The sequence below is a fragment of the Nocardia sp. NPDC051030 genome (assembly GCF_040683015.1).
Lineage (GTDB): Bacteria > Actinomycetota > Actinomycetes > Mycobacteriales > Mycobacteriaceae > Nocardia.
This window is the reverse complement of sequence record NZ_JBFBCD010000004.1, coordinates 653,405-671,606: the sequence shown is the minus strand read 5'-3', so window position 1 is coordinate 671,606 and position 18,202 is coordinate 653,405. Positions and strand designations below refer to the sequence as shown.

16 protein-coding genes are annotated in these 18,202 nt (G+C 65.8%); 9 read left to right on the top strand and 7 right to left on the bottom strand.

The annotated features are described in order from the left end of the window. Nucleotides 1–7 precede the first annotated feature (7 nt). Nucleotides 8–775 (top strand): trans-aconitate 2-methyltransferase, encoded by a 768-nt coding sequence (locus tag AB0N05_RS16730; RefSeq protein ID WP_364694031.1) that lies wholly within the window; start codon nt 8–10, stop codon nt 773–775. Between the two features lie 22 nt (nt 776–797). On the opposite strand, the gene AB0N05_RS16725 is transcribed toward AB0N05_RS16730, so the two are convergent. Next, the gene (locus AB0N05_RS16725; protein ID WP_364694027.1) at nt 798–1,823 is read right to left on the bottom strand and encodes an Lrp/AsnC family transcriptional regulator; all 1,026 of its coding nucleotides are present in this window, start codon (nt 1,821–1,823) and stop codon (nt 798–800) included. 101 nt (nt 1,824–1,924) lie between these two features. On the opposite strand from AB0N05_RS16725, the gene AB0N05_RS16720 reads away from it, so the two are divergent. Both AB0N05_RS16720 and AB0N05_RS16715 read left to right on the top strand, forming a co-directional pair. Then, on the top strand, nt 1,925–3,424 hold the full coding sequence (locus tag AB0N05_RS16720; RefSeq protein WP_364694024.1) for an MFS transporter: 1,500 nt from the start codon (nt 1,925–1,927) through the stop codon (nt 3,422–3,424). Nucleotides 3,425–3,583: 159 nt separating this feature from the next. After that, the gene (locus AB0N05_RS16715) at nt 3,584–4,417 is read left to right on the top strand and encodes a protein phosphatase 2C domain-containing protein (protein WP_364694022.1); all 834 of its coding nucleotides are present in this window, start codon (nt 3,584–3,586) and stop codon (nt 4,415–4,417) included. Nucleotides 4,418–4,549: 132 nt separating this feature from the next. Here the strand turns inward: AB0N05_RS16715 and AB0N05_RS16710 are convergent, their stop codons facing one another. From AB0N05_RS16710 to AB0N05_RS16700, 3 genes are all read right to left on the bottom strand, one after another. After that, a complete protein-coding gene (locus AB0N05_RS16710; RefSeq protein WP_364694020.1) occupies nt 4,550–5,074 on the bottom strand; it encodes a CAP domain-containing protein in 525 nt (174 codons plus the stop codon). 72 nt (nt 5,075–5,146) lie between these two features. After that, nucleotides 5,147–5,911, bottom strand: a complete 765-nt coding sequence (locus tag AB0N05_RS16705) for a TetR/AcrR family transcriptional regulator (RefSeq protein ID WP_364694017.1) — start codon at nt 5,909–5,911, stop codon at nt 5,147–5,149. An 8-nt stretch (nt 5,912–5,919) separates the two neighbouring features. Next, a complete protein-coding gene (locus AB0N05_RS16700; RefSeq protein WP_364694013.1) occupies nt 5,920–7,455 on the bottom strand; it encodes a cytochrome P450 in 1,536 nt (511 codons plus the stop codon). Between the two features lie 180 nt (nt 7,456–7,635). Between AB0N05_RS16700 and AB0N05_RS16695 the strand changes: the two genes are divergently transcribed. Further along, a complete protein-coding gene (locus AB0N05_RS16695; protein ID WP_364694010.1) occupies nt 7,636–8,382 on the top strand; it encodes a short-chain dehydrogenase/reductase in 747 nt (248 codons plus the stop codon). Between the two features lie 8 nt (nt 8,383–8,390). Here AB0N05_RS16695 and AB0N05_RS16690 read toward each other — a convergent pair whose 3' ends face one another. Both AB0N05_RS16690 and AB0N05_RS16685 read right to left on the bottom strand, forming a co-directional pair. After that, entirely contained in the window at nt 8,391–9,758 is a 1,368-nt protein-coding gene (locus AB0N05_RS16690; RefSeq protein ID WP_364694007.1) for a DUF2252 domain-containing protein, read from the bottom strand. Between the two features lie 236 nt (nt 9,759–9,994). Continuing rightward, nucleotides 9,995–10,876, bottom strand: coding sequence for a hypothetical protein (locus AB0N05_RS16685; RefSeq protein ID WP_364694004.1), 882 nt, complete (start codon nt 10,874–10,876; stop codon nt 9,995–9,997). Between the two features lie 217 nt (nt 10,877–11,093). Between AB0N05_RS16685 and AB0N05_RS16680 the strand changes: the two genes are divergently transcribed. Continuing rightward, nucleotides 11,094–11,969 (top strand): DMT family transporter, encoded by an 876-nt coding sequence (locus AB0N05_RS16680; RefSeq protein ID WP_364694001.1) that lies wholly within the window; start codon nt 11,094–11,096, stop codon nt 11,967–11,969. 6 nt (nt 11,970–11,975) lie between these two features. Here the strand turns inward: AB0N05_RS16680 and AB0N05_RS16675 are convergent, their stop codons facing one another. Continuing rightward, on the bottom strand, nt 11,976–13,118 hold the full coding sequence (locus AB0N05_RS16675) for an AI-2E family transporter (protein ID WP_364693998.1): 1,143 nt from the start codon (nt 13,116–13,118) through the stop codon (nt 11,976–11,978). Nucleotides 13,119–13,314: 196 nt separating this feature from the next. Between AB0N05_RS16675 and AB0N05_RS16670 the strand changes: the two genes are divergently transcribed. The 4 genes from AB0N05_RS16670 (at nt 13,315) to AB0N05_RS16655 (ending at nt 18,132) form a co-directional block, all read left to right on the top strand. Continuing rightward, nucleotides 13,315–13,974 (top strand): PhoU domain-containing protein, encoded by a 660-nt coding sequence (locus tag AB0N05_RS16670; protein ID WP_364693995.1) that lies wholly within the window; start codon nt 13,315–13,317, stop codon nt 13,972–13,974. Nucleotides 13,975–14,173: 199 nt separating this feature from the next. Next, nucleotides 14,174–16,549: an MFS transporter gene (locus tag AB0N05_RS16665; RefSeq protein WP_364693992.1), complete on the top strand. Its 2,376-nt coding sequence runs from the start codon at nt 14,174–14,176 to the stop codon at nt 16,547–16,549. A 138-nt stretch (nt 16,550–16,687) separates the two neighbouring features. Then, nucleotides 16,688–17,578, top strand: a complete 891-nt coding sequence (locus AB0N05_RS16660) for an SGNH/GDSL hydrolase family protein (protein WP_364693989.1) — start codon at nt 16,688–16,690, stop codon at nt 17,576–17,578. Nucleotides 17,579–17,667: 89 nt separating this feature from the next. Further along, the gene (locus AB0N05_RS16655; RefSeq protein ID WP_364693986.1) at nt 17,668–18,132 is read left to right on the top strand and encodes an SRPBCC family protein; all 465 of its coding nucleotides are present in this window, start codon (nt 17,668–17,670) and stop codon (nt 18,130–18,132) included. The last annotated feature ends 70 nt before the right edge of the window (nt 18,133–18,202 follow it).

Sequence of the window (18,202 nt, the reverse complement as noted above, 5' to 3'; positions counted from 1 at the left end):
GTGAACCATGTGGGATCCGCAGCAGTATCTGGCCTTCGATGATCATCGAGCGCGGCCTTTCTTCGATCTGGTGAACAGGGTTCGGGCGGAGAAACCGCGCCGGGTGGTCGACCTGGGCTGCGGCCCTGGCAATTTGACCGTGGCGCTCGCCGAACGCTGGCCCGACGCCGTGCTCGAGGCCTCCGATTCCTCACCCGAGATGGTGGCCGCGGCGCGGGCGCGCGGAATCGATGCCGTGCTCGGGGATGTGCGGGAGTGGCGGCCGGGCCCGGACACCGATGTGGTGGTGTCCAATGCCGTCCTGCAATGGGTGCCCGGCCATCCGGACCTGCTGGCCTCCTGGGTGCGGGAGCTGCCCGCCGGAGCGTGGCTGGCCTTCCAGGTGCCCGGAAATTTCGATGCGCCCTCACATGTGTCGATTCGTGCCCTGGCGGCCCGGGAGCAGTGGCGGGAGAAGCTCGCTCCGGCCGGGCTGCTGGAACCGCGCGCCATACTCGATCCGGAGGGGTATGCCCAGGTGCTGACCGCCGCGGGTGCCACGGTCGACGCCTGGGAGACCACCTATCTCCAGCGACTGAGCGGTCCGGACCCGGTGCTCGAGTGGGTCACCGGCACGGCGCTGACGCCCGTGCGCGATGCTCTGGATGAGGCCGGATGGCAGGAGTTCCGGTCACAGCTCGCCCCGACGCTGCGAGAGGTCTATCCGCCGCAGTCCGACGGCACCACCTGGCTGCCGTTCCGCCGCGTATTCGTGGTGGCCCGCACCGGAATCTGATCGCCGAAGCCCCCGGCTAACGTCAACGACGGCGAGAGGGCGCGGCCGGGGGTTGGGCCAGCAGATCCCCGGCGGTCAGTGCACCGGCCTGTTTCAGGCGGCGCAGGACGGGTGACAGTTCGAAGCCGTGAATCCCTTGAAGCGCAGCCAGTTTGGTGGTCGTGTAGCGGTACAGGGCATCGGGTGTTTCGCAGAAGATGGTGGCGAAGAGGTTATGCGGACCGGTCACCGCCGCGGTGTAGGTGGTTTCGTCATGGTCGGCGAGCGCTCGCCCGACCGGTTCCAGTTGGGCTGGACCGACATTGAGCCAGAGAAAGGCCGCGAACCCGGAACCCAGTGCGGCGGGAGCCATATCGAGGTCGAAGTAGAGGATTCCGGCCGCTTGCAAAGCATCCACTCGGCGGATTACCCGGCCGATGGTCATACCGGTGGAGCGGGCCAAGACCGAATAGCTGGTTCGGCCGTCCAGCGCCAGCAGGGCCAGTAGTGCCCGATCGCCGTCTTCGATTTGAGAATCCTTGGCGGGCAACGAGTTCGAATCAACAGGCTGTCCGCCGGTGCGGATTTCCCGCCGACCACGCCAGTCGACGGCGTTCCGGCCGACAAAACGATGCAGGATCATCGAGGCCGTGATGTCCAGGACCGGCGTACTGCGTTGCAGCCGCTGGACGAGCAGATCATCGCGATCCTGCTGAGTGCGCGGATGCAGTGAGAACACGACCTCCGCGCCGCCCGCGGCAATGCTGACCCAGGCGGCATCCTCGCGCCGCGCCAGGGCCTCGGCCACCTGCACCGCGCCCTCGGGGCGACAGCGCACCCGGATCAGCCAGTCGCTTTCGCCGAGGGCGGGCGCGTCGACGAATCCGATCACCCGCGCCAATCCCTCACGGCGCATGCGCCGGTAATGCCGGGCGACCGTCTGCTCCGCGACACCCAGTTCGGACGCTATGTGACTGAAGGACGAGCGCGGATCCAGTTGCAACAGCTGCACGATCTGCTTGTCCAAGGAGTCCAAAGAGGAATTTCTTCTCGGCGGAATCGCTGCCATGGGAGGAAATTTACGCCGCACCCCGAGTTCGTCGACCGATGATGGTCGCCCGCCGGAAACTCGACGCCGTCATAACAGGCTTCGAGGAAGGACACCGGCACATGCGCAAGTGGCTACCGCTGCTGACGATCTGCCTGGGCACGTTCATGCTGCTCATCGACGTCACGATCGTGAACGTCGCACTACCGGACATGGCCCGCGACCTGGATGCGTCGTTCGGCTCGCTGCAATGGGTGGTCAATGCCTATGCGGTGGCCATGGCGGCCCTACTGCTCGGCGCGGGATCGATCGCCGATCTCGCCGGACATCGGAGGATCTATCTCGGCGGGCTCGCGGTATTCGCGGTGTCCTCGCTTATCTGCGGAATAGCGCCGAATCCCGTGGTGCTCATTGCCGCTCGCATCGCACAGGGCGTCGGCGCGACCGCCATGGCCGCGACCACCTTCCCGCTCTTGAACAACTCCTACGAGGGGCGTGATCGCGGCACCGCCTACGGTGTCTGGGGTGCGATCGCGGGGGCTTCGTCGGCCATCGGCCCGATCATCGGCGGGGTGCTCACCGAGGCGGCGGGCTGGCGGTGGATCTTCTTCGTGAACCTGCCGGTCAGCGTGCTCGCGATCGCCCTGTGCATGTGGGTGCTCTCCGAGGACTCCGAAACCCACCGGGCCCGAATCGATCTCGCCGGAATGGGCACCTTCGCCGTGGCCGCCGCGTCCGCGACCTATGCCCTCATCCGCGCGAACGAACACGGCTGGTCCGATACCGGCACGGTGTCCATGCTGGTGGTCGCGGCGGTGGCCTTGGCCGCCTTCGTGATTGCCGAGCGGCGTGCCACCGATCCACTGCTCGACCTGAACCTCTTGCGGGAACGGTCGTTCGCGGGCGTGCTGATCGCCGCCGTGGCACTGTTCTTCGCCGCATTCGCCGCCTTGATGTACACCTCGATCTGGCTGCAATCGGTGCTGGGCATGACTCCGATCCAGGCCGGGCTGATCGGTTTGCCGTTGTCCGCCATGGCATTCGTGGTGTCCGGCGGGTTCGGCCGCTATCTGCACGGCGCGAATGCCGGGCGCATCATCGGATCCGGGCTGCTGGTGATCGGCGCGGGCGGGCTGGTCGGCGCGCTCCTGGTGCACGGTGACGCGAGCTGGCCCGCACTCGTCCCCGGGTTCCTGCTCATCGGTGGCGGCGTCGGATTCGCCACCGCCACATTGGGTTCCGCCACCATGTCGACCGTGCCGCCGCAGCGGGGCGGCATGGCGACGGGTGCGGTCAATACCGCGCAGCAGCTGGGCATGGCATTCGGCATCGCGGTGCTGGGCGGGGTATTCACCGCACGGGCGCGGACTGTGCTCGGTGCGCGCGATGTGCCCGATGCCGAGGCGTCCGCGCGGGCGGTGGCGGGTGGTCGATCGGCCATGCTGCCGCCACAGCTTCAGGATGCGGTACATGCCTCGGCGGTGGCCGGAGTCCAGGGCGCGCTCGCCGTCGCGGGCGTGGTCGGAGTGATCGGCGGCCTCGCGGCGCTGGCGCTGATCCGGCCCGCGCGGGCCGCGGCCATCGCCGATGCGGAGCTCGAGCCGGAGACCGCGGGACGGTAGCTGGGCGATTGGTCCCGTTTCGCGAGGTCGAAACGGGACCATCGGCAAATTTCATAGCAAGAGCACAGGAAAATCGGGAGCAGACTCACGGGTTTTGTCCGTTGAATGGGGGAGTGCTGGTCGACAGCACCCATCGGGCTAGTCCGAGGAGGTCGGGCCATGCACACCGCTGCCATCGAGGTCGGAACCGCCATGCCCGGCGAGCCGCCAGGGGAGATTTCGCGGGAGTTGCCGCGCCTGCTCGGCACGGTATCCGGGTCGTCGGTGAGCAAGGTGGGGCGGCGCACCATCAATGCGGATGCGGTCGCCACCGTCACCGATGAACGGCTGGGGCGCAGTGCGTTCGTGGTCGCGGACGGGGTCGGTGATCATCTCGGGGCCGCGCGGGCGGCGCGGATCGTCGCCCGGACGGCGGCGCGGGTGGCCGTCACACAGGGTGCGCGTGCCGGAATCCTTGCCGCGCAACGGGAATTGCTGCGCCAACTGCCGGAGTCCGAGGCCGACAGCGTGCTGGTGGTCGCGGTGCTACCGGCGAGTGGGCAGCCGGACGGACCGTGCGATATCGCGTGGTTGGGCGACTGCCGCGCCTATCGATGGAACGGCCGCGTGCTGCATCAGATCACCACCGATCACACGGTGGCCGAATACTTCCGGTTGCGCGGCCATGAGCCGATGGCCGGAATGGGACATCTGGTCACCACTTCCGCGCGCACCGTGCGGCCCGGCGATATCGGGGAGGCGAGCACCGGTTCGAGCGTGGGCCAGCTGGTGCTATGCACCGATGGCGTGGGCAAGCGCCTGGAGATGGCCGATATCAAATCGATTCTCGCCGAGGGTGATTCGCCGGGTCGCACCGCGGCCGCACTGGTGGATACCGCGCTGGATGGGGGCGGCACCGACAATGCCACCGCGCTGGTCGTCTCCGCCCCAGCTATCCCTATCGCCCCGTCGCCGCGCAAGCCCCGCGCATTGGGGGCACCGCAAGATCAATAAGCTATCGGCGATGCGAGATACTTCTTCTGATCGGCGACTCGAGAACAAGCGGCCCGGAACCCAAAGGTGCCGGGCCGCTTCGCTGTCCGCGCGGGTGTCGCCGTTCCGCGTGGAGTCAGCTGTCCGCGCGAATCAGCTGTTCGAGGCGAACGTGACCGTCCAATGCTGGTGGCCGTCCTTGTAGATGACCGCGACACCGATCCGGGTGTAGCCGGTGGAGAGCATCAGCGCCTTATGGGTGGGCGAGTTTTTCCAGAACGTCATGGCGTCGTTCGGCGTGATGTTGTATCCCCAGTAATTGATCTCGCCGTAGGCCAGAGTGCTGTTCGAGAGGCCGCACTGGTGCAGGCGGGTGTCGATGCCACGGCCCAGCGTGTCGATGTGGTTGCTGGGGGAGTAGCCACGATTGGCGCTGTCATTGCTGGCCCATTCGGCGGGCCGGGAGAGGGTGTCGTCGATGGCGAGGGTCTTGATACCGGCGTCCTTGCGCAACTGGTTGATGGCGAGCAGCACATCGGGCTCTTCACCGCGCACGGCCAGCGCGGCGGTCTCGACATCGCAATTGGTGTAGGTGGGTGCGGCCGAGGCCGACGGCAGGGCGAAGAGGGTGGCTCCCGCGGTGAGGGCCAGGGCGGCGGCCAGGGGCTTGAGATTCATGGTTTGCTCCGGTGACTGATGGTGGGTTGTCACCAGAGTCGACCCGGCCACTAATGAGTTGCCAGGCAGGAACTAATGGCCGTCGCTCGTCCGGTCGGACTTGCCGCTCGCGTCGGCGAAAAGTTGACCGAGCAGGGTGGCCACCGTGGCCGACCGTTCGAAGTGCAGGCCCTGATCGGCGGCGTGTCCGGCGATCAGATGCCAGGTCGACGCCGCCAGCATGACAGCCGTGCGCTCCACCGTCTGCTGCCCGGAATCCACTGTCGTATCGATGTATTCGGTGACCACGCCTTCGACCATCCCGATCACTCCGTAGATCAGCGGCCGGAACGGTGACACATCGATGCCGAACACGGCCGTCCCGGAGGAGATGCGCTGCCAGAGTGTCTCGGCAATGCGATGGCGGGCAATCGAAATGCTGGTCTCACCGGCGGCGTGACCGTGGACCGGGCCGCTCTGCCCGTAGCGGTACAACCGGGGATGCTCGGCCGCCCACTCGACGATCTCCCGTATCACATCGAGGATGATCTGCTCGACGGTCTTGGCCGGGTCGAGTACCAGCAGATCTTCGTACCCCTCGAGATACAGCCCGAGGATGAACTCACGCACATGCGCGTCGAGATCCTCGCGGTGCTCGAACTGGCGGTAGATGACCGAGCGGGCCAGCCCGGCACGATTGGCGATCTGCTGGATCGATATCTCGGACCCCGGATCCTGCTCCTCGATCAATGCGACGGCCGCGGTCATGATCTGGGTCTTGCGCGCGGAATTGTGTTCCTTCCATCGACGTCCACCGGCCCGCCTCCGGTGGGGTCGCATGTCGATGGGCAGCTCCACGGCGGTGACTATACGGCCGTGTCGGCGCGCTCTGATTCCGGCAAGCTGCCTTCCAGGAAGCGCGGGCGCATCCGCAACGGCCCGTCCGGTCCGCCGGTAAAGGAGATCTGCCTGCGCACGCGCTGGCCGGGCACCGCGTCCAGTTGCAGCTGCTGGGCGAAGGTGGCGACTATGAGCGCGGCCTCCATGGACGCGAAAACCGAAGCGACGCACATGCGTTTGCCCGCGCCGAAGGGGATGGCCGCCCGTTTCTGCTGGCGCTCCAGGATTTCCGGGAGGAAGCGGCTCGGGTCGAATTCCTCGTGGCGCTCCCAGACCTGCTGATTGTGGTGCAGGCCGTGCAGGGAGATGGCGACCGTGGTTCCCGGCTTGATCGCGTAACCGCCCAGCACATCGTGATCCTTTGCGGTCCTGGCCAATCCGATCACCGGCGGCAGCAGGCGCATGGTCTCGGAGACCACGGCCTGGGTCCAGGGCAGCCGGTCGAGATCGTCGGCGGTGGCCGGGCGTGAGCCGAGTACCGAGCGCACCTCGTTCCGGAGGCGTTCCGCGGCCTCTGGATGCTCGGACAGTAGATACCAGACCCACGTCAAAGTTGTTGCGGTGGTTTCCATTCCGGCGCCGATGAAGGTCATCAGCTCGTCGTGGATCTCCTGGTCGCTGTAGCGGTAGCCGGTCTCGGGATCGGAGGCCTCCATCAGCAGTGCCAGCAGATTGTCCTTGCGGTCGATGCGGCCGTTGCGATGATCGGCGATCAACCCGTCCACGACACGTTCGGCATGACGCAGATCGCGCATGGTGCGCGTTTCCCCGACCCACCCGGCCATGCGCATGATCTGGATTCCCAGCCGGGAATTGGCGGCCTCGCCGTCGCGGTGGGTGCGCTTGTGCAGCCAGACGGCGAAATTGTGCAGCGGGTGGCTGGCATTGGTCATGAAGCCGCGCCCGAAGAAGCGCAGCAGGCGGGAGAGCACCACCTCGGACATGGGCCCGGTGATATCGGTGCCGAACATGGTCCGCGAGGTGACATCCAGTGTGAGACGGTTCATTTCGGCATTGATATCGATCACGCCGTCGGCCGCGGCGAGCTCGCGAATGCGGGTGACGGCATCGCGGGCCGCCTCGACCATCACCGGCGCGAAGGCATCGGTATTGCGCTTGGCGAAGATCGGCTGCACCAGCCGCCGATTCCGTTGCCACTGTTGCTCATCCCTATCCGTGACGAGTCCACGGCCGAACGCGACGGCGAGCATGTCGTATTCGGGGGCCTTCATGTAGTTGTTCTGATTATTGATCAGGACGTGCCGCACCAGGTCCGGGCTGCGCACCACCACGAACTTGGCGAAGGGCACCCGCGCGACGATGACATCGTCCTGACCGGGCAGCCCCGCCACATAGTCCATGACGGTGTGATCACGCACCCGCGGCACGATGGCCAGCGACAGGCGGATGGACTCACGCCAGGTGATCGGGGTCTTATGCCATCGAATGAAGGTCGGCGCCCAGCGCGGGGGATGCAATACGGAATCGACACCATCGGCCATGGCCTTGGCTCCCTTGTTGCGTACACGATTTATTGAGACGTGATGTCTCATACGGTAATGGGACATGATGACCCGGTCAATGGTTCGAATAGGCTCGGGACCAGTGTGGGCGCGGAAGCCGCACGGGCAGTGGAAGATCCGCCCGGCCCTCACGCACTGATCAGGACAGGAGTACTTCGCATGGATCTGGGACTCACCGGGCGCACCGCCCTCATCACCGGCGCTTCCGCCGGAATCGGCGCGGCCGTCGCCGAGGCGTTCGCCGCCGAGGGCTGTCACCTGCACCTGGCCGCCAGGACCAAACAGCAACTCGACAATCTGGCCGAACGGCTGCGCGCCGACCACGGGGTCGATGTCCACACGCACAGCGTGGATTTGCGCCTGACCGAGGACATTCAGCGGCTGGTCGATGCGGTCGGCGCGCCGGACATCCTGGTCAACAACGCCGGTGACATTCCCGCCGGATCACTCGAAACCGTCGACGCCGACGCGTGGCGACATGGCTGGGATCTCAAGGTGTACGGCTATATCGACCTGACCCGGCTCGTCTACGCCGCCATGAAGCAGCGCGGGCACGGTGTGATCGTCAATGACATCGGCGCGGCCGGTGAACGTCCCGACTTCGATTACATCGCGGGCAGCACCGGCAATGCCGCCCTCATGGCCTTCACCAAGGCGCTGGGCGGGCGCAGCTGGCGCGACGGGATTCGCGTGGTGGGCATCAACCCCGGGCCGGTGGCCACCGCACGCATCAACCACCTCATCGATTCCAGTGACCGTTTTCGTGCCATGGCCGAAGAATTTCCCTTCGGCCGTCCCGCCCATCCTCGCGAAATAGCGGACCTGGCAGCATTTCTCGCCTCCGATCGCTCCGCGTATACGTCAGGAACCATCGTCACCGTGGACGGCGGTTTGAGTAACTCTTGAGCCCGGCGCTAGGTGGTGGCCGCGTCGATTCGGCCGAGGTCTATGGCGGCGAGCAGCGCATCGTGGTCGGTGGCGGTCTGGTCGGCGTAGGCGAGTGCGAATTCCCCTAGGGCACGGTCGAATACGTCATTGTCGCCGAGGTAGGCGGCAATGGCGACGCGATCGCCGGAGCGGGCGTGGCCACGCGCCAGCGTGTGGCCACACAGCGCGGCATAGGTGCGCAGCTCCTCCGCCGACATGTCGTCGATCGTCACCGAACCCTTCATATCCTTCAGCTGCCGCCAGTAATAGAACGTGCCGTCCGGGCCGCTGGCCCAGCCGAGGAAGATATCCCCGGCAGCTTGGGTCAGGCGTTGGCCGTGCACTACGCGATGGCCCTGATGGCGGAATACGCTGGCGCGCAGGTGTGGTGCCAGGACTGATTCCTCGGCTTGCTTGACTTGCAGGAACAGGGGATCGCCCGTGGTGCGCCCGGTGAGCAATGCGATGAAGCATCGCGTACCCACGCTGCCGACTCCTACGACTTTCATTGCGGTGTCCCGCATTTGGTAGCGATCGAGGAGTACGCGCCGTTCCTCCGGCAGGGTGTTGCGGTAGTCCGCCAGCACCATTTCCAGTGCCGCCATCTCGAGTTCCTGGACCGGCATGACCAGCGGGGGATCCGCCTTGATGTGGGGAATTCCGTCTTCGTCCGGTTCGGTCAGCTTGTCCAGGGCTTGCAAGCTGGTGCGGCCCATGGCTTTATTGATGACTTTTTCGGCGCGCTTGCGATCTTTGGGGGCGGTGGTCAGCTCCGATACTTTTGCTACATCGACCATCTCGTACCAGACATCGGTTTCGCCGAGGGTGGAGAGGCGGTTCATTGTTTCGCGGTAGGCGGTCGCCGCCGCGGTGGCGGCGTCGCTGGCCTCGGTGTCGGTGAAACCATTGGCTCGGGCTGCGACCGCGACGCTTGCGGCTAGGCGTTTCACGTCCCATTCGAATGGGCCGGGGAGGGTTTCGTCGAAGTCGTTGAGGTCGAAGACTAGTGAGCGTTCGGGGGATGCGAATAGGCCGAAGTTCGACAGGTGTGCGTCGCCGCAGAGTTGCACGGTGAGGCCGGTGTTCGCGGTGGAGGCTAGATCTGCCGCCATGATCGCGGGGGCGCCTCGATAGAAGGGGAATTGGCCTGCGGCCATTCGGGCGTAGCGGATTCGCACCAGGTCTGGGACTCGGGTGGTTGCTTGTTTTTCCAGCACGGCGATCGGATCTTGCCGATCTGCGACGGGTTCCCACTTCCCGTGCTCTGAGCGGGACACCAGTTTTCGTGCTGCCCGACCGGCTTCGGCTGAGGATTCCGCGTCGGACAGTGCAGGTTCGGCCTCGGGTGTCGGCATTCTCGGGACTTTAGTTCGGGTGAGGTGAAAGACGAAGAACAAAAGACAAGAGAAAAAGATGCCTGGACGAGAAGGGACCAAACCTTGGTCGGCTCGCTTCGCTTCGCCACACCTCGACACGCCGCGCCCCTGACGCTAGAACACGTTCAGGAGGGACATGAGGCTGGGGGAAACGGACAAAACCCCGGCTCATGTCCCCTCTCGATGGGTGGGCGTGGTGGGGGGCGCACATTTGGCTAGGAGTACAGGTGGTTGAGGGTCCATTGGGTGGCGGCCGGTGTCATGGGGAGGGCGGCGTGAGTGGAGGTTCCGGCCTCGGGGGAGAGGTCTTCGAGGAAAGCGTTTTCTACGCCGGGCTCTTCTATGAAGGACGCGGTGCCTACCGGAGTGAGGATTTGGTCGCCTCGGGTGGAGAGGACTGCGTAGGTGACACCTGGTTGGGTTATGCCGCCTTCGAGGATTTGTTGGGTGATTTCGGAGCCTGAGAGGCAGTCGAGTGCGCCCTGGAAATTGGTGAGGAGGGTGTCGCGGAGTGGGTCGAGGGTGGAATACAACAGGCCGCCTGGGCCATCGGGGGTGGCGGTCAGGTTGATTCCGGCGGTGAGGGTGGCGGCGGTGGTGCCTCGGGTGACGGGGGCGAGGAAGACCGCGTGTTCGACCTGGGGGGAACCGTGCAGGAACTTCAGGTAGTAGTTGGCTACCAGGGCTCCCGAGGAGTGGGCGACTATGTCGACGTGGGTGGCTTCGGTTGTGGCCAGCACCTTCTCGATGAAGTCGCTCAGTTGCTGCGCGGACTCGGGCACTCCGGCGGCGGCGTGCATGGGGCCGATGATGCCGTAGGCGAAGGGGAGGGCGCAGCCGCCGCCGGTGCGGATGCCGGTCATGATTCCGGCCATTTGTTTGTTGATGGTGGCGGTGATGTCGCCTACCGCGCCGAAGCCTGCGAGTAGGACTACGGGGTTGGGGCGGTCCGGGCTCGGGGTGCAGTCCAGGGCGGGTTCGATGGTGGTGGAGATCGGCGGGGCGATTCCGGTGCCTGCGTGGGCGGTGGTGGCCGCGCAGAGGGGGAGGGTGAGGGCCGACAGCAGGGTGCACGCGTGAACACGGATGTTGCGCAATAGTTCTCCCGGATTTGTTGTTGCCGCACGGTGCATGGGTCTCGCGGGGCTGCATTTCTTCCAGACAGGATGCGCTCGAACGGGTCGCGGTGTTGTAGTTCGGAGAACTGGCTGATCGGGATATATGCCTGGTCGGCGTGTCGGCGGTGTGGCTTAGGCTGCCGGGGATCGGAAGGAGCACGGGTATGAGGTACGCGGACCGCGTCGAGGTGAAGTCATGAGTAAGCGCGGCTGGCTGCTGTTCCTGGGGATGGGCGTTATCTGGGGGGTGCCCTACGCGATGATTCGGGTCGCGGTGGGGGATTACGACCCGGTGGTGGTGGCGTTCGGGCGGACCTTCATCGGTGCGCTGGTGTTGTTGCCGATCGCGTTGTACAGCAAGGCTTTCGCGCCGGTGTTGAAGCGCTGGAAGTGGCTGCTGGCCTACACGGTGGTGGAGATCACGGGGCCGTGGCTGTTGATCGGTTCGGCGGAGACCAAGTTGAACAGTTCGACCGTCGGGTTGCTGATCGCGGCGGTGCCGCTGATCGCGGTGGTACTGGCGCTGTGGCTCGGGGATGAGCGCCTCGACACTCGGCGGATCGTCGGCCTGCTCATCGGGCTGGGGGGTGTGGCCGCGCTGGTCGGGCTGGATGTCGACGTGTCCGACTTCGGTGCGCTGGCGGCGATCGCGGTGAGTTCGGTCGGTTACGCGTTCGGGCCGATCATCATCAATCGCAAGCTGGCCGATCTGCCCCCGATGGGCGTGGTGGCGGCCTCGCTGATCGTGGCCGCCGCCATCTACGCGCCGTTCGCGGTGTGGCGCAGGCCGACTCACTACACGGCCGATGCGACCTGGTCGGTGGTCGGGCTGGGCCTGCTCTGCACGGCGATCGCCTTCGTGGTCTTCTTCGCGCTCATCGGTGAGGTCGGTCCGGCGCGCGCGACCGTCATCACCTACATCAATCCCGCGGTGGCCCTGACGATCGGCGTCTCCCTGCTGGACGAGCCGCTGACCGCGGGCATGGCGATCGGCTTCCCGCTGGTCATCCTCGGCTCGATTCTGGGCACGGCCCGCGCCAAGGAAGAGATCAAGGAACCCGCTCCGGCCTGATCCGGGTCACTTCGACGCGGCGGGAGTCTGCTTGCCGCTCTTGTCCGTTCGGGTGCGGCGTTCGATGCGCGGATCCTCGGCGACGTCGTAGCGCTTGATGTACTCGCTGAAGAACGCCTGCACGGTGGCGGTCGCGGGAATGGCGAGCAGGGCCCCGACCGCACCGAGCAGGGCCGCGCCGACCATGACGGAAAGCAGTGCGACGGCGGGATTCACGTCGACCGTGCGCGCGGTGATGCGGGGTTGCAGCACATAATCCTGAATCCACTGGTAGACCACCACGAAGATGAGAATCCACACCGCGTCGATCGGGCGGATGGTGAGCGCGACCAGAATCGGCAGCACCCCGGCCAGATAGGTGCCGATGGTGGGCACGAAGGACGCGACCACGCCGAACCAGATGCCCAGCGCCACCGCGTTCGGCAGCCCGAGAATGGCAAGGAAGGCACCGTGCGCGATGGCGGAGATGACCGCGAGCAGGGCGCGCGAATACAGGTAGCCGCCGGTCTTGTCGATGGCGAGATCCCAGGCGTGCAGCACCGCGCCCTGCCGCGCGGGCGGCAGCAGCGAGCACACCGAACGGCGCAGCTTGGGCCCGTCCGCGGTCATGTACACGCTGAATAGCGCGATGGTCAGGAACCGCGCCAGCCCGCCCAGCACCGTGCTGGACAGCCCCCACACATTATTGGCCGCCCGCTCGGCGTACTGGCTGATCACATCGGAGTCCTTGAACATCCGATCGCGCAGCTGCGTCACGGTGAAGTCTTGGTGGAACGTGTGATTCACCCACGAGATCAGTTGATCGAGCAGTCCCGGCAGCTCGTCGAGCACATCGCCGACGGTCTGCACCATCAGCACGCCGAGGGTGGCCACGAACCCGATGGCACAGGCGAACACGATGATGAACACCACCGCCGTCCCGAGTCCGCGATGCACGCCGCGCGCGGCCAGGGCGTCCACGGCCGGTTCCATGGCGAGCGAGATGAAGAAGGAGACGGTCATCATGATCGCGATGCCGATCAGCTGATGCGCCGCCCAATTGGCGAGCTCGAAGAGTCCGAGGAAGGCCAGCGCGAGCACCATGGCGCGCGGCAGCCAGCTCGGCATGCGGCTGTCGTTCTTCGCGGAAGCGGGAGGGTGGGCGGCCACCGACCCAGTGTCGGGGATTGCGGGAGGTTACTCGGTGCGACTCACCGAGGCGTTCGGCGCGCCGGAGTGTGTGTGACCGCCGCGATCAATCTGGGCGGTCGGTTTTATTGAGACAAAAAGGACCGAGAGCCTTTCCGCCCGAAAGCATTTGCCGCGATAGTGTGCAGTTGTGCTGGCGGGCGGACAAGATATGCGAGTGCGGACGAAATTCTCCATCGAGCTCACGGCATTGACCGATGAGCTCGCACACATGGCACGGCTGACCCATGAGGCAGCCGAGCGGGCCTCGGCGGCCCTGGTCGGGAGTGACCTGACCGCCGCCTATGAGGTCTTCGCGCTGGAGGAGCACGTTCAGGTCGAGCACGCGAAGTGCGAAGACCGTTCGGTCATCCTCCTGGCCCTGGAGGCCCCCGTGGCCCGGGACCTGCGCCACGTGATCACCGCCATGCAGATCGCCGATGATCTGCTGGGCATGGCCACCGCCCTGAGCCGCGTGGCCGAGGTCGTGGTCCGCCACTACCCCGACTCCGTGGCCCCTCGATCGATCACCCTCGTCCTCTCCGAAATCGCGAGTGCCGCCACCGATCTCGCCGCCACCGTGGTCCGCGTGATCGGCGCCCAGAACCCGCCGCGCGACCAGATCCTGATCGCCCGGGACGAGAACATGGACCGCCTGCGCGCGCAGGTGGTCGAGACCGCCGCCGACCCCGCCTGGTCGCACGGCTCCGCCATGGCGATCGATATCGCCATGCTCGCTCATCATTACGGCCATTGTTCAGACCATTCGGTCCGCATAGGCCAATTGATCCGCTTCTTCCACACCGGAATTCCGCTTTACGCTCAAGTAGACGCTTAGCCCCCGGTAAGGCTCCGTTAACCGCGAGGTAAGCTGCCCGAATTGCTTCAATGCGAGGTCTTTTCGAGTAGCACCGCACACAACGGACAGCCGAAACCGACAAGGGCCGCAAAATATGACAAATGCCATTACCGAGGCGCCGGCAAGACCGGTGCGGGTGGAACCTGCTGTGGGTGCGGAACTTTCGCATCGGCAGATCTTGACTGTTTTGTCCGGATTGCTGCTGGGGGTATTTCTGGCCGCACTGGATCAGAACATTGTGAGCGTGGCGATCGTCCGGATCGCGAATAGTCTGCACGGGTTCGATCAACAGGCCTGGGCCACTACGGCTTATCTGATCACCGCCACGATCAGTACGCCGCTGTACGGGAAGCTGGCGGACATCTACGGGCGAAAGCCCTGCTATCTCATTGCGATCGGGGTGTTCGTACTGGGCTCGGTGGCGTGCACCTTCGCCACCTCGATGTATCAGCTCGCGGGATTCCGTGCGGTGCAGGGGCTCGGCGCGGGCGGGCTCATGTCGCTGGCGTTCACGATCGTCGGCGATATCGTGCCGCCGCGTGAAAGGGTGCGGTACCAGGGCTATTTCATGATGGTCTTCGGCATCGCGACCGTGCTCGGGCCGGTGCTGGGCGGCTGGCTCTCGGGCGCGGACCGGCTGGTGGGGCTCTCGGGCTGGCGCTGGGTGTTCCTGGTGAACGTGCCCATCGGCGTGCTGGCCATGCTGGTCGTGGCCCGGGTGCTCGACATCCCGTTCGAGCGCAGGCGACAGCGCACCGACTGGCTGGGGGCGATCACCCTCACGGCGGGCACGGTGCCGCTGCTCATCATCGCCCAGCAGGGGCGGGATTGGGGCTGGCAGTCCCATCGCGCCCTGCTCTGCTACGGCATCGCCGCGGCCGGGCTGGTGCTGTTCCTCCTCGTGGAATTCCTCATGAAGGACGCCGCGCTGATTCCCTTGCGGCTGTTCAGGAGTGGCACCTTCAGCATTGCCATCGTGGGCGGCTTCATCGTCGGCGTCGCCATGTTCGGCGCGATCGTGCTGGTACCGCTGTACTTCCAGGTGGTGCGCGGCTATTCACCCACGCGCGCAGGGCTTTTCATGCTGCCGTTGGTGGTCGGCATCATGATCGGGGCACAGCTGTCCGGACTGGTCACCAAGTTCACCGGCCGCTATAAATTCATGCCGGTGCTCGGCTCGCTGGTCATCGCGCTCGGCTCGGTGCTGTTCGCCCTGGTGCACTACGACAGTCCGCTGTGGCAGCCGCTGCTGTATTGCGGCGTCATCGGATTCGGGCTCGGCGGCTGCATGCAGACGCTCATCATCGCCGCCCAGAATGCCGGACCGCGCGCGGATATGGGCGTCTCCACCGCGTCCGCGACCTTCTTCCGCCAGATGGGCGGCACCCTCGGCGTCGCGGTATTCCTCACCATCCTGTTCAACCTGCTGCCGCACAAGATCGTGGACGCCTTCGGCGGCAAGCTCCCGCCGGGCTTCGACGCGGCGCAATTGTCCAGCGTGGAAACCAATACCAGCGGGATCGCGGCCCTGCCCGGGGAACTGCGGACGCCCATCCTGATCGGCTTCACGCACGCCATGAGTGGTGTGTTCTATGTGGCGGCGGCCGTGGCGGCGCTGGCGGCCTTCGTGCTGCTGTTCATGAAGGAGATTCCGCTGCAGGACTCTCCGGTGCCTGTCGCCGCCGAGGCGGTCGCCGAACCCGATCCCGATCCGGAAATGCCGGAGCCGCAGGAGGATCTGCGGATCATCGAGCCGTCCGGGCTGTCGGTGTCGGGCTGCGTGCACCGCGAGGACGGCCATTCCATTCCCGACGCCGTACTGACCCTGATCGACGAACGCGGACGGCAGGTTTCGCGCGCCATCGGCGAACCCGACGGCTCGTACATCATCGGCGTCCCGCGCGCGGGGGGCTTCGTGCTCATCGTGTCGGCGCACGGCTATCAGCCCGCCGCGGTCACCATCACGGTCGGCCGCCGCCCGCACGAACTGGATATCGCCCTCATGGGTTCGGGCGAGGTGTCCGGCATGGTGCGTTCCGCCGTGCGCGGTGTGCCGCTGGGGGATGCGACGGTCACCCTCACCGATTCCTACGGCGATGTGGTCGGCTCCGCCATCACCACCGCCGAGGGCGTGTACGCCTGCCGCGGCGTGCTGGCGGGCACCTACACCCTGGTCGCGGTGGCCGAGCATATGCGCCCGATCGCCACCACCCTCACCGTGCCCGACAGCGGAATGCTGCGCCACGACCTGGAATTGGCCCCGCGCGCCGTACTCGCCGGTTCGGCCTGCACCGATGCCGGACGCGGCGTCCCCGACGCCCAGATCACCGTCCTGGACGAGGACGGCGACCTGATCGCCGTCACCCGCACCGACGACACCGGCCGCTACCTGGTCCCCGATCTGGCCGAGGGCCGCTACACGGTGATGGCACGCGGCTACCCACCCTCCTTCACCCGCGTCACCGTCTCCGACGGCGAGGTGGCCCACGATGTCCTCCTAGGCTACGAACGCGCCGAGAGCTATGAGCGGGTCGAGTCGGTGGACCACGTGTGAGCGCGCCGGATCGCGCGGGCCTGGGCATGCTGGCATTGCTGCGGCCATCCGGCACGCGCGACGGGCGAGGGGCTGTTAGGTTCCTGAATTGAAGGGCGGTCCAATTGATTTCGGGGATCGATTCCGGGGAGGAAATTCATGAAACCTTTGCGCGCGCTATTCACGGCCGCGGCGATCGGCGCGGTACTGCCCGTCGCGGTCGTTCAGGCCGATCCGCCCGTCGAGGCTCCGGCCTACAACGAGTATGTGGCACTGGGTGATTCGTGGGCCGCCGATGCCACGTTGAGTCAGATCAGCACCGAACATACCCCGTTGAACTGCGTCCAGAGCGCCCACGACTACGCCAAACAGGTGGCCGAGGCGCTGGCAGTGCCGGTCTTCCGCGATGCCACCTGCGGCGGTGCGACCACCGTGAATATGACCGCCCCACAGTCGACCGTGCTGGGTACCAATGCTCCGCAATTCGATCGGCTGACCCCGGACACCGATCTCGTCACGCTCGGAATCGGTGGCAATGACGCGGAATTGGCGATCACGGTCATCGATTGCGTCACCCTCGACCCGTCGGTGAATCCCTGCCTGAATTCCAAGATCGTCGATGGCGTGGATCGCATGTCACTGAAGATTGCCGCCGCCGAACCCAAGGTGATCGCGACCATCGAGGGCATTCGGGCACGCTCCCCGCATGCGCGAATTCTGTTGCTCAACTATTTCGAGGGCATCGGCACGTGGGGCGGCTGCTTCCCGGAGATCCCGATCTCCGATGCCGACGCGGTGTGGTTGGGCACCAAGCTGATCGAGCTGGATGCCATGCTGGCCCGGGCGGCCGAGACGACCGGCATCGAGCTCGTCGACACCTACTCCGGCAGCTCCGGCCATGACGCCTGCAAACCCGTGGGAACCCGCTGGGTCGAGGGTTTGCTGCCGTACTCCGGCAATCCGGTCGGGCTGGCGGTTCCGTTCCATCCCAATCAGCTGGGTGCGGACTACCAGGCCCGGCGGCTACGGGAAGCGCTCGGCGTGAACTGATCTCCGCCCGATTGTGACCATGCGCACTCTTCCCTCCGGCTCTCGATCATGAATACAGTACTGTAAATTTCAATTGGGAGGGAACGGGCATGGTTCACATTCACCACCGCGGCGAGGCCGCGGTTCCGGTCGAGTTCGCCTTCGCGTACATGGTGGACTTCGACCACCTGAAGGACTGGCTCTATGGCTTCCAGAGTGCGAGGCTGATCGGCGATATTCCGCACAAGCAGGTCGGGGCGACCTACGAAGGGGCGGTCAAGATCGGCGCGACGCTCAAGGCCAAGGCGCGGATCACCGAGATCGAGGAGAATCGGTTCTTCGCCACGGAGTCGGTGTCCGGGTTCAGCTTTCAGTCGCGCTGGCAGTTCGAGGAGATCGGGCCCGAACGCGGCGCGCTCATCGTGGATGTGGACTACCAGTTGCCTGGTGGTCTGGCCGGCCGCGCGCTCGGTGCCGCGATCGAACCATTTGTCGCAATTGCCATCCGGCACACCGAAACCAAGCTGCGTCACATCCTGCAGGAGCGCTACCGGTCGGAACAGGCGTCCGTTTAGTTTGCTTTCGGAGAGGCCGTAAAGCCCACTCCACCAGGCATAATCCCCACCGACTCGGACGACACGCCCG

Coding starts and splice junctions, on each gene's coding strand:
- AB0N05_RS16680 (WP_364694001.1), top strand. CDS start 11,094: ATGAGTAAGCGCGGCTGGCTGCTGTTCCTGGGGATGGGCGTTATCTGG.
- AB0N05_RS16660 (WP_364693989.1), top strand. CDS start 16,688: ATGAAACCTTTGCGCGCGCTATTCACGGCCGCGGCGATCGGCGCGGTA.
- AB0N05_RS16695 (WP_364694010.1), top strand. CDS start 7,636: ATGGATCTGGGACTCACCGGGCGCACCGCCCTCATCACCGGCGCTTCC.
- AB0N05_RS16715 (WP_364694022.1), top strand. CDS start 3,584: ATGCACACCGCTGCCATCGAGGTCGGAACCGCCATGCCCGGCGAGCCG.
- AB0N05_RS16690 (WP_364694007.1), bottom strand. CDS start 9,758: ATGCCGACACCCGAGGCCGAACCTGCACTGTCCGACGCGGAATCCTCA.
- AB0N05_RS16730 (WP_364694031.1), top strand. CDS start 8: ATGTGGGATCCGCAGCAGTATCTGGCCTTCGATGATCATCGAGCGCGG.
- AB0N05_RS16720 (WP_364694024.1), top strand. CDS start 1,925: ATGCGCAAGTGGCTACCGCTGCTGACGATCTGCCTGGGCACGTTCATG.
- AB0N05_RS16710 (WP_364694020.1), bottom strand. CDS start 5,074: ATGAATCTCAAGCCCCTGGCCGCCGCCCTGGCCCTCACCGCGGGAGCC.
- AB0N05_RS16655 (WP_364693986.1), top strand. CDS start 17,668: ATGGTTCACATTCACCACCGCGGCGAGGCCGCGGTTCCGGTCGAGTTC.
- AB0N05_RS16700 (WP_364694013.1), bottom strand. CDS start 7,455: ATGGCCGATGGTGTCGATTCCGTATTGCATCCCCCGCGCTGGGCGCCG.
- AB0N05_RS16725 (WP_364694027.1), bottom strand. CDS start 1,823: ATGGCAGCGATTCCGCCGAGAAGAAATTCCTCTTTGGACTCCTTGGAC.